Origin of the sequence: Maribacter sp. 2-571 (assembly GCF_050589625.1) — a bacterium.
Taxonomy (GTDB): domain Bacteria; phylum Bacteroidota; class Bacteroidia; order Flavobacteriales; family Flavobacteriaceae; genus Pelagihabitans.
Window position 1 is genome coordinate 1 of sequence record NZ_JBNGOP010000027.1, and the last position, 14,313, is coordinate 14,313.

General features: G+C 45.0%; 10 protein-coding genes. 3 read left to right on the top strand and 7 right to left on the bottom strand.

Features of this window, described 5'->3' with window-relative positions; all coding sequences use genetic code 11:
• Positions 1 to 419: 419 nt before the first annotated feature.
• The 4 genes from ACRD7P_RS16625 to ACRD7P_RS16640 form a co-directional block, all read right to left on the bottom strand.
• Entirely contained in the window at positions 420 to 2,639 is a 2,220-nt protein-coding gene (locus ACRD7P_RS16625) for a T9SS type A sorting domain-containing protein (protein WP_430908789.1), read from the bottom strand.
• Between the two features lie 405 nt (positions 2,640 to 3,044).
• Positions 3,045 to 4,748: a phytoene desaturase family protein gene (locus tag ACRD7P_RS16630; protein WP_430908790.1), complete on the bottom strand. Its 1,704-nt coding sequence runs from the start codon at positions 4,746 to 4,748 to the stop codon at positions 3,045 to 3,047.
• A 46-nt stretch (positions 4,749 to 4,794) separates the two neighbouring features.
• Complete coding sequence (locus tag ACRD7P_RS16635) at positions 4,795 to 5,481, bottom strand: SGNH/GDSL hydrolase family protein (RefSeq protein ID WP_430908791.1); 687 nt, start codon at positions 5,479 to 5,481, stop codon at positions 4,795 to 4,797.
• Positions 5,482 to 5,532: 51 nt separating this feature from the next.
• Positions 5,533 to 5,985, bottom strand: a complete 453-nt coding sequence (locus ACRD7P_RS16640) for a hypothetical protein (protein WP_430908792.1) — start codon at positions 5,983 to 5,985, stop codon at positions 5,533 to 5,535.
• Between the two features lie 598 nt (positions 5,986 to 6,583).
• Here ACRD7P_RS16640 and ACRD7P_RS16645 point away from each other — a divergent pair.
• From ACRD7P_RS16645 to ACRD7P_RS16655, 3 genes are all read left to right on the top strand, one after another.
• Positions 6,584 to 8,098, top strand: coding sequence for a hypothetical protein (locus ACRD7P_RS16645; protein ID WP_430908793.1), 1,515 nt, complete (start codon positions 6,584 to 6,586; stop codon positions 8,096 to 8,098).
• Between the two features lie 170 nt (positions 8,099 to 8,268).
• Entirely contained in the window at positions 8,269 to 10,146 is a 1,878-nt protein-coding gene (locus ACRD7P_RS16650; protein WP_430908794.1) for a cytochrome-c peroxidase, read from the top strand.
• Positions 10,143 to 12,140, top strand: a complete 1,998-nt coding sequence (locus ACRD7P_RS16655) for a fasciclin domain-containing protein (RefSeq protein WP_430908795.1) — start codon at positions 10,143 to 10,145, stop codon at positions 12,138 to 12,140. Before ACRD7P_RS16650 ends, ACRD7P_RS16655 begins: the two co-directional genes overlap by 4 nt.
• Before the next feature lie 3 nt (positions 12,141 to 12,143).
• Here ACRD7P_RS16655 and ACRD7P_RS16660 read toward each other — a convergent pair whose 3' ends face one another.
• Genes ACRD7P_RS16660 through ACRD7P_RS16670 form a run of 3 tightly spaced genes read right to left on the bottom strand, consistent with a single transcriptional unit; the run spans position 12,144 to position 14,201 of the window.
• Positions 12,144 to 12,908, bottom strand: coding sequence for a TIGR02757 family protein (locus ACRD7P_RS16660; protein ID WP_430908796.1), 765 nt, complete (start codon positions 12,906 to 12,908; stop codon positions 12,144 to 12,146).
• A gap of 8 nt (positions 12,909 to 12,916) precedes the next feature.
• Positions 12,917 to 13,474, bottom strand: a complete 558-nt coding sequence (locus tag ACRD7P_RS16665; RefSeq protein ID WP_430908797.1) for a CPBP family intramembrane glutamic endopeptidase — start codon at positions 13,472 to 13,474, stop codon at positions 12,917 to 12,919.
• Between the two features lies 1 nt (position 13,475).
• The gene (locus tag ACRD7P_RS16670; protein WP_430908798.1) at positions 13,476 to 14,201 is read right to left on the bottom strand and encodes an ABC transporter ATP-binding protein; all 726 of its coding nucleotides are present in this window, start codon (positions 14,199 to 14,201) and stop codon (positions 13,476 to 13,478) included.
• Between the last annotated feature and the right edge of the window lie 112 nt (positions 14,202 to 14,313).

The following is a 14,313-nucleotide window of genomic DNA, read 5'->3' on the forward strand; positions in this document are numbered from 1 at the left end:
AACTCGACGTCATGTTCACGGCCTTTATCTATATCGCCCTGATTTTCGATGCAATTAGTGTTAACACGCCCTAATAAATCCTAGCGTTTTATCCATGAGTGTTTTCTTTAGCTTATAAAGGAGGTCTGATGTTATTATTGAACTCGTCTTGTAAAAAATGACAAAGGAAGTTACATTATTTTTGCGATATTCCTTTATAGGTTCCACTATGGAGGAAGTTCTTTGTCTTCGGTCATCGACTTTAATGTTCTTTTTAGGATAACGAAAAAACGTATCGGGATAAGGAAATCAAGTGGGTCAATTAGATGGCCAGGGTTCCAAACAAAAGCGCATAGCAACAAGTTTGGCTAAACCAATTCAGTATTATAGTAAAACGAGTGCTTCCGTTTTATCCGTAAACGCTGTTTGGAACATTGGAATTACCGCTTTATAATTTTTTTGGTCGTGGTATGGCTGTCGGAGGTAACCGTTAAAAAGTAGACTCCACTCGCAAAGTTTTCTAGGTTTATGCTCGGCTCGTAGGTGGTATACCGTTTTATGGTCTGCCCCATCACATTTGCAACGGACATGGTCGCCTTGTCGGAAGCTATCGAACCCATATCGATATTCAACACGTTTTCGGCGGGATTTGGATAGATGGTCACCCTTGGTGCTAAAACCACTTCATCCGCATCGAGAATTGGTGTTGTAAATGCGAGGTCGTTGGTATCTACCGTAGTTACGAAACCATCGAAGGTGCCCAGGTTGTTGCCCGACATATAGCCTTCGGTCATTCCGCCCAAAAACAGTGAATCGTCCAATATGTAGGAAAAGGCGCGGTCTTCGTGCGGTGTGCCAAATTGGATGCCGTTCGTAAGCGTAAGGTCGGTATCCAATTTCTGTACAAAAACATCCCCACTTTCTTGATTTGGATCGGCATTTGCCCCAATATAATTGCCGTAGGTATAGCCAACAGCGTACAACATATCATCCTTGATCTCCAATTTTCGAACAAGGTCAGATTTTGTAGTTCCGAATTGTACGGAAATCGGGTCGGTCAGCTGTGGGGTGTATTTCATGACATAGGCATCGCCTTGGCCCATTGCGGCCGCACCCAGGTTTCCCGTCGTAAAACCCGCGACATAAATATTACCATTACTGTCCACGGTATTGTCCAAAATCCAGTCGGCCCTTGCGCCTTGGGAGGCGATTACTACGGAATGGGGACGGGTAGGGGCGGCAGTATTCAAATTTTCGTAGACCGAAACAAAAGCATCGGCACCCATATTGGAAAAGTACCATCCACCAGCGATTAATCTTCCGTCTCCCGGCAGTGTTCCCGGTACGTAAGTCAGTCCTCCCCAAGCCTCGGCAGAGGACACAAAATTCGTGGTGTTCGGAACATTGAGTTGTCGCCATAGGTTGCTTAAATCGGATTTACGATGTTTTGCCACCAAGTAAACGTCATCAAAATCGGCCGGACCCAAAGGCGAACCCTGTGCCGAGATAAAAATATTCCCGTTATCGTCTTGAACAATGTTTCCATACCCGTCAATTCCGGCATTTCCCCATTGGTCCATTGCTACGATTTGTCCGTCGCTCAAATTTAATTTTAAAAGGATACCGTCCCATAGTCCGGCATTGGTGAATCCAGGCAAGCTTCCCAATGTTCGTCCACAAACGTATAGAAATTGATTATCGGCGGTGCCTCCCTTTAATATGCTTCCTTCGGTCATGGGGAGTTCGGTCGCCCATTCCTGCTCACCATCCAAATTTATCTTAACAATAAAAATTTCGTTGTCCGCAGTCGCTTTACCATCGAGATTCCCATCCGTACATCCGAACAAATAAGAGTTCCCGAAGGGATCCACAGCCAAACCGCCTACAATTTCCTTACCATCGGACCCTATTTGTGCAATGCCATCGGAAATTGCGATGGTAGTGTCAATAGGTTCCGCATACTGGAATTGAACAGGATTGTCAAGGCTCAAAAGCGTACTGCCGTTGCAGAGGGGGTTGGGGTTGTTGGGCGGGTTGCCGCTCAAGGGTGGTGCTATGGCATCGCAAGGAAAGATAAAGGCGATCAAATCCAAATGATCGCCGGCAGTGTAAAAAAGATACCAACCCTCGGTCTGGCATCCCTCTGCCACCGTGCAATAAATAAGGCTATAATCGGTTGGGGCACCTTTAAGTTGAATGCGCCCAGCCTCAAAATCAAAGTGTTGTATTACTACATAGTCGTTATCGATACCATCGCTTCCCTTCATAAAAAAGGGAGTGTCCATTTCATGGGTACCCAAGATAATCCTATCGGCATTTGCGCTGTTGTATACTTCGTTTAAATCGGTATTTGTTACGCATCGGATATATTTCACTTTATCAGCACCGGGAAAGGTGTTCGATGGGTCTACCGGCATAAAAACATCACCGCCGCTGTTTTCCCCATCCATATAGTCGGTATCTAAAATCGTAAAATCAAGATCGTTAAAAGGCGCACCGGAGGCAAACGTGGGTGGACCTTGAATAAAAGGGACCAATTCCGCAGTACCTGTCGGCATTGGCGGAAATACCTTGGCAGCGTCCACGACCTCTTGTGGCGTTTGGCAAAAGCCAAAAATACAGTTCAAAATCGTATAACAGGACAAGAAGATTTTTTTCATGGTAAGGATTGTTTCCTCATTAGACCCCGATAAAAGAGAAAGGTTTATTTTATAAATCGTTTTCTATGGTGTATCCATACCTGTTTTTGTTATCCTGAACTTAATACTTGATAGGGCGAAGATTCATAACAACGCATGAAATCACATCGCAGTGAATCTCCTAAATCCTATCGTGCTAAATCAGTAGTTTGTTGCCATCCGCGGCTAAAATGAACAGGTATTTTTCGCTGTAAAAGAACGCGATCAGATCGGCTATTTCGCAAAAACCACTTTATTGCTTGTATTTAAAAAGCAAAAAGATAAAAAAGCGCGGTTATGATACTTTTGAAGTGCAAATACAGTAGTGCACCAAAGTGTTTTCAAACAACGGATGTTTTATGCATTCGTCCGGTGTGCTCCTCAAACTTAGCGGACTACGGTGTTATCGGGATTTTTGGCAAGGGCCCTTGCTTTTTTCACGGCCATTTTTTTGAGCATCCATTCCGGATATGCCGTGGCGTCCTCCGCCTCGTATATTCGCAGGTGTTGATCTTCCTGAGGCGCTTTTAGCGAATCGGCATCACACCCGAGGATGATGGCAGCGGTTTCCACACCGGAATGGGAGGCACCCGCCACGCCATGGGATAGAATACTTGCCCCGCAGAGGTAGAGGTCGTCGATCTCACTTTTAGATCGGTAGGAAAACGGACCGATGTGTTTTAAGCTCTTTTCGGTACCATAAACGTTTCCTCTTGTGGTGTTCACATAATATTCATTGGTTACGGGAGTGCCCAACTCTTGTTGTACAATGTGCTCACGCACCCCTGGAAGAACTTTTTCAAGGCCGCAAAGCATTTTTTCGGTAAGACGGGCCTTCAGTTCCAAATACGCTTGCGACCGTTGTTCTTTTTCGTTTTTAAACTGCTCAAAAGTGGTATAATCGATAAAGGTAATCGCTTCCAAGGTATGGTGTTTTCCATCAAAAGAAGCTGGGTCTTTCAGCGTGGTACAGCTGATGAACATGCCTTCAAAAGCTTTTCCTTTGCGAATATCGGCCTGTAGCATTTCATCATAAAAATCGTCGGCATCCCGGTTTGGCATCATCCAAATGTTTCCGGAATCGAGTCCGGCCGCCCGTACGTCCATGGTCACCGTAAGAAAGAGCATTAAAGAAGTACAGGAATACTTGGTCTTGGCCAGTTTTTTCTGCAATTTTTTGCTCAAATGCTCGGTTCCGATCAAGTCGTTATAGGTAATGCCGACATCTGCATTGGATACGATGCGGTCGGCAAACAACTGTTGGCCATTTTTTAGCTGCACCCCTACAGCTTTTTTAAGGTTACCGTTGGTTTCCAATAAAATTTTTGACACCGATGTACCCGTCCGCAATGTTCCTCCATGTTTTTTAATGGCATTGGTCATCGCTTTGATCAATGCCCCACCGCCGCCCATGGGATAATAGCCTCCTTGGAAATAATGGTACATTAGCGCGCAGTGTAATACAAAAGCGGCTTTTCGGGGCTGTACCCCATGATCCCCGCATTGGATGTTCAGGATGTTTTTCAATAAGGGATCCTTTATATGCCAGTTGATAACACGGCGCAAGGTGAAAAGACCGTATTTGCCAAAATGACGGGTACGGTAGGGCAGTGTGAGCTTTTGCCAAAAACCTTTGATATAGGGTAGGGAGTAAAGTTCCTCACTTACTTTCCGGGTGAGGTTCAAGTATTTTGAGATGCGTTTTTTCTCTTTGGGAAAACGTTTGGAGAGCCGGGCGATCAAACCATCAAAATTAGCGGGAAAATGAAAGCGCTCTTCCCCGACCCATACATGTTCATAGGCATCTGGATTCATTCTAAAAAAAACGAGGTCATTGGCAATGCCCAAACCTCGATAAAGGTTATTGGTCGCCTGTCCTTCGCCCAAAAGCCCTACATAGTGGACACCGGGGGTAAAACGATGGCCATCGAGGTAAAAACTATGGCACCATCCGCCTGGAACGTCGTGCTGTTCCAATACGAGAACCCGTTGTCCCGCACGTGCCAGGCAAATGGCCGTTGCCAAACCGCCCGCACCGGAACCTACAATGATGGTATCATATCGTTTTTCGAAATCTTCGATCGTTGCCATGAAAATTAGTCCTTAATGATAGGGTGAAGTTACTCATTCCGTTCTCCTATTCCAAAGCGGTGGTAATGGCCTCGGTCACCAAGGGTTCCATCACACGGTAACCCTCCCCGTTAGGGTGCACACCGTCCTCCGCATACTTCTTGGGCAGTCCATTGCGATCGTCGACCAGAGCGGAAAAATAGTCCAGATACTGACAGTCGTTCGCAAGGGCATATTCCTTGATCATCTTGTTTAAACGTATAATTTTTTCGGCCGGTTCCAGACCGGGTTTCCAAGGATAGTCGTACACCGGTAATACGGAGCAAAGGACGACCTTAATGCCGTTCGTCTTTGCCAGTTCGGCCATCGATCGGATGTTGTCCATGATCATCTTTAGGGATGAGGGACCCGTATTTCCGGCGATATCATTGGTGCCTGCCAGTAGTACCACTACTTTTGGGGAGAGGTCCAGTACATCTTGCCGAAAGCGTACAAGCATCTGTGGCGTGGTTTGCCCACTGATACCACGGTTGATATAGGGCTTGCCCTTAAAAAAGTCCGGTCGGGCCTCCAACCAACCTATGGTGATGGAGTTCCCCATAAAAACAACACGGTTCTCACCCTCTTTGGGCGGGCCTATGGCCGCATTGTCAGCTTCGAACGCTTTCAGGTTGGGCCAGTCCTGCCCCATTAAATTAGTGGCCAGGGTACTTCCGAACATGGCCGAAAGTAGTAAAATTTTAAGTCTTCCCATGTTGTGTCTACTAGATGTTATCCTGTAACTCGTTGGCGCTACAAATTGTTTTTATTGTAATTGTTGTATTTCGTCCTTGGCCAAGTCCAAATGCCCTATGACCCGCTTTAATGTAGGATGCTGAAAAACCAAATACGTAATCAAAAACAGGGCTATGGTCAAATGCAGTGCGTTACCGTTCTGATAATAGGCAAAAAGGGCCAAAAATGCCGGTGCTTCCAAAAGGGCAAATTTGATCAACGATGCCGACTGGTACCTAGCAAGTTTCGTATTCAAGGGCTCGTTTTTTGCTATAACGGAAACCTGCTTTGCGAACAGCCATTTCCCTAAAAAATAACCTATTGCCCCGCCCAAGGGTACCAAATAAGTGAAAAAGTCCTCGTTATCCATTCTGGCAATAAAACTGTTTGCTCGGTAAAAGACGAAAAGGGTAAATACTATAAGCCCCATGGTCAGTGCGCCATGAATGATTCGCAAAGTGTTCAAAACGTTTTTTAAGGGCATAGTGTTATGGTATTGCGGTAAACATTTAATACAACATAGGGAGATGAACACCAATATCGGAAAAACGATCTGGGCCTAAGGTTTGGATATGGTCGACTGGGATATTCACGGTTTCCACGAAATTAAGGTTTTTGTCGCAAAAGATTTCGAAGTCGATAATTTTTATAGCAACCGATACCCGTACAGTAGGGGAACCGCAGGGTTTCCGGGACCCAAACGAAGATAATACCATTTCTACCTTGAAATTACCCATTAAAAATTGCCCTTTTCCACTAATCCTTCAAAATAAAAAACAACCGTAGCTACTGCTATGCTTGATTTTTCTTTTTCGTCCAAGCAAAAAATAGCGGCTTTTTATTTGGGTAATTTCAAAGCAAAAATGGTATAAGATGGGCATACTGTAGCAAGCCTAAATTTTAAAGCGTTGATTTTCATTGTTTTAACTTTAATTTAAATAAAAGGGTTCATTGGTTTTACACAGAATTTACGTAGTAACCATTTGGTAAAGCCGCGCTAAATGTTTAAAAATGTTACACTAACCTCTTCATAAAAGTGCTACGGTAGTTTTGGGATCATATTAAAACCTAAAAACGCTTTTATGAAAACAGTACAAAAAATACTACTCGGCGCAGGGGTGGTACTCTTTAGTTCTTGCGAGTTCGTTGATGATTTCATCGGTGATGGTCCCGGAGAGGATGAGTCCGGGACAATTTTTGAAAACAAATCGAATTTAGATCCCTTGGTCGCCCTGACCCCTCAATTTAACTATGTGGATGCGTATTCCATTTTGAGTTCTAGCGACGTATTGGAAGATGGTTTTCGATTGGTGGGCGCCCAAGACGGTGCGGGCCTGTTAAAGGATGGGGATGGCTATATTTATGTAACCAACGCCGAGGACGATTACGCGGTGTCACGTATTAAGTTGGATAAAAATTTCAATCCCATTGGTGGCGATTGGTTGCTGAATTCAGGCGTGGCCGATTTTGCACGACAGTGCTCCGGAACCATGTGGGAAGCGGCCATACATGGTGGCTCTAGAGACCTTTTTCTATCCGCTTCCGAAAGTTTTAACTACGATGTCAAGGGAATTGACCCCTACGTGGACACGCCGACCCCCACCGCAGACTTTGGACTGGATGCCTTGGGAGAATTTGCATGGGAAAACGCCGTGCCCTTACCTGAAGGCGCCTACAACGGACGAACCGTTATTATCGGTGGCGACGATGATTCCAGCGGTTCTGAAGGACAGGTTACGCTATACTATTCCGAAAATGGGGATGCCGACCTGTACGGTGGAAAAATTTATGTACTCAAGTTCAAACAAGTATCCGATGGCCAAGGTGGGGTTGCCGAAGTTGTCCCCGGCACCATTTATAACGAAAGCAACTTGGATTATGGAGTTACCTACGACGTGGAGTTTGTAGAAATAGAAGACGGAAAACAGCTTACCAAGAGTGAAATGGAAGATGCCTGTGTAGCTGTAGGAGCCTCTGCCTTTATGCGGGTTGAAGATGTAGATTATCAAAAAGGAACCGATGCCAATGCCCGAAACGTGTTTTTTGCGGTTACCGGAAGGGGACCGGGAAGAGGTACCTATAACGACTGGGGAACGGTATATCGACTACGTTTGGATGACCATAGTCCGTTCACTGGAAAGCTCACCCAAATTGTAAGCGGGAATACGGATACCAACAATGCCGATGGTAATGTGGCCAGTCTTCAAAGTCCCGATAACATTTGTGTGACCGAAAACTTTGTATACTATCAAGAAGATCCAAATTCTTTTGATAGGGGGCATTCGGCCTTTATCTATCAATCCGACCTAAACGGACAGAACAATAAGGTCGTCTTGGAAATGGTCGTCCGTCAAGACTTAGATCCTACAGGAAGTACGGGTCTTAGTGGTGAATATGGCGCTTTGATCGATATTTCCGACAAGGTCGGGGAACCGGATACTTTCATACTGAACCTACAACCGCATTATTGGGAAAGCGATGACTTTAAAAATGTAGACGGCCATGATATGGAAACCCGCCCCGATGCCATTGCCAACGGAGCTAGGGAAGACGATCAAGGTGGTCAGATCGTGCTTTTAAGAGGACTGCCGAGATAGTGCTTCAAGTGTTTGTTTAAGGCCCCTGTCGATATGATGGGGGCTTTTGAACTTTTTTAAAACCGGGGGAACCAGCTGTTGCTGATACCTTATCCCACATACAAAACGCTGTGGAATGAGCATTAACTTTTAGTTTATTCATTTTCAGCAAACTATAAAATTTAAAACAGATGAAAAAAACATATGTTTTGGTCCTGTGCATCTGTACAGTTTTAACCGCTTGCAAAGAGGAAAAAGTAACTACGCTCCTCAGCGGGCGAGTCGTTGATTGGAGTGCGGCGCATACGTATTACAAAGTACACATGGACGAGTGTCTGCGATTGATCGATCTGCTGTTACAAAAACCCGTTACCCATCCGGATACCAAAAAAACCTTTGCAGCACTGCGAATTGCCTTTAAAAAAGCGGAACCCTATGCTTCCTATTTGAACCCGCCCATCGGGCATCGTGCAAATGGACCGGCACTTCCGGTATATTTGGAGGATACTGGCAAGGTGTTGGAACCTTTTGGGCTTCAAAAAATGGCCGAAAGTATTTTTGATGGAGGGGTTTCCCAACAGGATTTCGAAAAGGAGGTATCGCTTACAAGGGGACTTCTGGTAAACCTTGCCACCACTGTCCGCGAGAAACCATTGAATACACAACGTTTTTTTATTGCGAGCCACCAACAGTTGTTGCGGATCATCAGTTTTGGCATATCCGGCTTCGATACCCCTGTAAGTCATTTGGGAATTGCCGAGAGTGCCGTTTCGTTGGATGCACTAAAAGAAGTATATGAAAAAAGCATTGCGTCCATTATACAGGAACGCAGACCGGAATTGGACCGCCAGTTTAAAGACCATATTGCTCGGGCCGTTCGTTTTATCGAGCGCAATACAGCGTTTGAAACGTTTGATCGGTATACTTTTATAAGGGAACACATGAATCCGATCACAAGGGATTGGGTGGCCATTCGAAAGGCTAGCGGACTTTGGGAAGGGGTAAACAACAAACCGTTCAATTTTGATGCCGTTACGTTCTTTGAGACGGATACCTGGAATACCGATTATTTTGTTCCGCCGACCCATAGAAATCCTTCAGACACCCAGATCGCTTTAGGGAAAAAGCTTTTTTTTGACCCTAAGTTATCGTCCAATGGTACGATGGCCTGTGCTAGCTGTCACCAACCCGAAAAGGCATACGCTGACGGACTTGCCGTAAATGTCGATAATGAGGGAAGGCCGCTATCGAGGAATACACCGACATTGTTGAACTCCATTTTTCAAAGAAGTTTTTTTTGGGACGGTCGGTCCCCGACCTTGGAAAATCAGATCAGTGCGGTCTTTGAAAACGAAAAAGAATTCAATACCAAGATCCATCAGTTTTCAGATGCCATTTTAAGCGACAGCACGTATACGGAACAGTTTAAAAAGGCATATGGCAAAATCCCCCAAAAAAATAGGGAAGTGGTACGGGCCATCTCCGCTTACGTGGCCACTTTGAACGGTTTTAACTCCAAATTCGACCGGAACATGCGTAGCGAAGAAGATACCTTTACGGCCGAGGAACAACAAGGGATGAATCTTTTTATGGGCAAGGCACTTTGCGCTACCTGCCACTTTATGCCCTTGACCAATGGTACGGTGCCCCCTTTTTATAACGAAACGGAGAAAGAGGTGATCGGCGTGGCTCAAACGGCCAAAAATAACAAACTCGATACCGATGTTGGCTTCTTTTCGCAATATCAGGAAGAGCTGCATATGGGAATGTTCAAGACCCCAACGGTTCGTAATAGTGCCCTTACCGCTCCGTACATGCACAATGGAGCGTATGCCACATTACATGAGGTGATGGATTTTTACAACAAAGGGGGAGGAGCGGGATTGGGCTTCGACCTGCCCCACCAAACCTTACCGTTCGATGAACTACAGCTTACCGACAATGAAGTGGATGCCCTGGTCGCATTCGTGAAGACGCTCTCGGATACCAAGGTAGATGAGCTACTACCGCAACTGGTGACAACCAGTATTGAACAGACAGATAACATTAAAAAAGCACCTTTACCATGAAAAGAAAGCATACTTATTTAACGATTACAAAAGCCGTAGCCTTGTCGCTTTTGTTCATTTTTTCTAATGGTTGTTCCAAAAATGATGATTCCGCACCTAGCGTTCCAGAACTGGATGGGGAGTCGTTGCGGGATATTATATCGGTAGTCGCTTCACTTCCGGAAATCGAGGATTTTTCGGCTGCATTGGCTAACGATCCTTCCCTTACGGAGGTCATTCAAAATACCAAATCCCAAACGGTTTTTGCCCCTTCCGATCGGGCATGGACAAATTTGTTTGACCGTCTGGAAGCCTTTGGCGGGTTGCAAGATTTTGATACGGAAAATGAGAAAAGGTTACTTTCTGAAATTTTACGGTATCATGTGGTAACGGCGGCCCAAAAAGAAAGCGAAGCACTTACGGACGGGTCGATTTTAAAAACGGTACTATCGGATACCCTTAAGGTTGCGGTAAGCGAGGCTATTTATTTGGCCGACGAAAGCAATGAACTCGGGAAACTTACGGATTTAGATATATTGGCTTCAAACGGCATATTGCATATCGTCGACAAAGTTATGATTCCGGAGAGGGTTGCGGAAGCGTTGTTCCCCCAAGAAACCTTGGCCAGCTTGATTGAAACTTCGGAAGACCTCTCCGGGTTCAACGATGCTTTAATCAAAGCGGGATTAAGAGATCGGTTCAACACTGAGGGGCCCTACACTGTTTTTGCGCCATCCAATAGGGCCATTGAGCAATTATTCGAAACATTGGGGGAAGGATACGAGAATTTTGATGACTTTGATAATTTTCTGGAGGTTCAATTATTGGAGAAGCTACTGTTGTACCATGTGGTTGGCACGGAATATTCCCTAAACAATATCCCTAACGGCGATTTACCCACGCTTTTGGAAGGGAACGCTTTGGCAACAGCACGGGTTGATGGCAAAACCGTCATTGTTGATGCCAGTGACACTAACGCGAATTTCGTAGCGGTCGACCGCAAAGCTGCAAACGGCAGTTTACACATTGTCGATAAAATTTTGATTCCACAAGAATTGGTCGATCTTGTCCGAAATCCTTCGGATACCAATAGGGGAACCATAGGGGAACTGATGACCAAAAAACCAGAGTTCTCCTTGTTGCAAAAAGCCTTAGAACTGACGGGTTTGGAAAACTTGCTTAGACAGGACGGAACGTATACCCTTTTTGCTCCGGAGAACAACGTGTTGACAGCATTATTCCCCTTTCTTGGGGAGGCCATTTCTAATTTGGAGGATATTGATACGGAAAGCGAAATAGCATTGTTGCGAAAAATACTCATGTATCATATCCTACCACAGTCCCTGCCTGCAGCTGAATTTAGCACTACAGCCCATGCGACCCTTTCCGAGGCCGATAGTTTGCAGCTTTTGGGGAAACCCAATGGATACGTAGTGATCGATGCCACGGGTTTGGAAACAATGATTTCAACCACCGATATCAAGGCAGATAACGGTTATGTACACCTGGTCGATAGACTTTTGTTACCATTATCGGTAGTTCAGGAAATTGGGAATGGAACCCAACAACAAATACTAAACCTAATGTCCGATATGGATTTGGAGCTTCGGGAAGCACTCACCATAACCACCCTATTGGGAAGTCACTTGAAGGACATCTGGGAAAAGGAGTTTACCCTTTTTCTTCCATCGAACGAAGCGGTATCCTTTTTGTTGGAAAACATGGACGGAAATTCTGGTTTACGGGATTTTAGAACAGGTGATGAGGTGTTACTTTTAGCGGAAATTTTAAAATACCATTGCCTCGTTGGACAAAGAAAAACAGTTGCTTCCCTATCACGGGAACAGTCGTTGACAATGAAACAAGGGGGAAGATTAGGTGTATCGGTAGAAGCGTTCGTTAGTCTGATCGACGAAACCGGTCAAACATCAAAAATAGTTAAGGGCGATATAAATGTAGGAAGGGGAACCATACATATTGTTGACCGTGTACTACTTCCGGTCGATTTATTGTAGGGCCTAAAATTTTTCAAAAACGCCGAGCCCAAAAAGCGCAAAATCATACTTTACCGGATCAATGGGGTCTAGTTTTCTAAGATTGTCATCAAGTTCCCGGACGGCCTTGGCATCGTTTTGTTTGCGCTTTAAGAGTTTTAACTTTCGGGCGACATTTCCGGAATGGACGTCCAAAGGACAGGATAATCGGGAGGGCTCAATTTTTTTCCAGAGCCCAAAATCGACCCCGGTGTTGGCGTCCCTCACCATCCATCGCAAAAACATATTGATGCGTTTGGCTGCCGATCCTTTTTCCGGGTCGCTAACGTGTTTAGTGGTGCGTTGCGCATGGGGAAGTTCAAAAAAAACCTTCTTGAATTCGGCAATGGCCGGTTGCAGGGTACCTTTTTGAGGATTTTTGGAGAATATCCCTTCCAGACCATCATGGTTGTTATAGATGTTTTGTAGACTGCCCATAAAATAAATAAGATCGTCACCGTTGAACGTACGGTGCACGAACGGTCGTAACCCCTCAAGATCCTTATTGGTGTGGTTCATTACAAAATCGGTCGGCGCCTGTCCCAAATGCTCCATAAGCCTAAGGGCATTGGTAATAATACTTTTTCGATTGCCCCATGCGATGGTCGCGGTAAGGAACGCGCTAATTTCAATGTCTTCCTTCAGCGTGAACCGATGGGGAATCTGTATCGGGTCGCTTTCCAGAAATTTCGGATGGTTGTATTGGGCTACTTTTAGGTCCAAAAACGCCTTTAGTTCCTTTTTGTTCATATTCAGGTTTATCCGATTTCAATATCAAGAAGTTGCAGGAGTACCAACGGACCGATCAATACCAGATTGTAAGCCGCATGAAGTGCGATTGCCCATTTGAGTCCGAACCGTACCCTTAGGAATCCCAAAAAAAGACCTACGCTTAGCTGGGGGGCTACCAGTAGGGGCGACCAAAGAAAAACTTCCCTGCTCCATTCGAAATTGGTAATATGGTAAAATCCGAAAACCAATATCAGTACGTAAAATACCACATCAAAAAAACGGCTATTTTTAAAAAATACCAGCGGTCCGCGAAAGACCAACTCTTCCAATACCGGAGCCAATATTACGGCGGCAAGCAGCAGCAACCAGGGGGGATAACGTTCCATGAAATCGTCTATGGCATGTTTTCCGAGATCGAGCCCCATCGTTTGTTTTAAACCGGCGTTAAGTATGCCGAATACAAAACTGAATAGCAGGGCAAGCACCAACAAGCGCCAAAAAACCATAATCCGATAGGTGAAATCGCGATTGAGATCATCTTCATAGACAGGTTTTTTGAGAAAAGCCAAAAATGTACCTAGCATACTATTCGTTCAAGGGTTGTGGCCCGTTTTGGTCCGAAGTAACCTCAGGGGCGACAACCTTGCTTTTACTGCTGATGTAGCCATCGGTCATTGTAAATTTACGATCAGCCATATTTGCAAGATGTTCGTTATGGGTGACGATAACGAAGGTTTGCCCAAACTCGTCCCGCAATTTAAAAAAGAGTTGATGCAGGTTGTCGGCACTTTCCGTGTCCAGGTTACCGCTCGGTTCGTCCGCAAAAATGACCGAGGGGCCATTGATCAGTGCCCGGGCAACGGCCACTCGTTGTTGTTCACCTCCGGAAAGCTCGCTGGGTTTGTGATGATAGCGTTCCGATAGGCCCAAAAAATCAAGAAGTTCCATGGCCCTTTTCTCGGCTTTATCTTTCGGTGTCTTTTTTATAAAAGCGGGTATGCACACATTTTCCAAAGCGGTAAACTCCGGCAATAATTGGTGAAATTGAAAAATAAATCCAATATGTTCATTTCTGAATTTAGCGAGTTCCTTATCGTTGAGATGGGTGACATCGATTCCGTTTATGCTTAACGCACTATCCTTTTTGTTGGACTGTACATCCAATGTGCCCAATATTTGTAGCAAAGTGGTCTTTCCGGCACCCGAGGCTCCCACAATAGAAACGATGGTACCCTTTTCAATATGCAGATCAACACCCTTTAGTACCTTTAAATCATTATAAAACTTTTGAATATTACTCGCTCTAATCATAAGATGGCTAAACTATTTTGATATGGTTTTTTGTGGAAAGACGATACAAAAATACCTTTTTAACCCGGTTTACGCATTAGAACTTTGTCGGGAGAGTTGAAAAATGCCATAA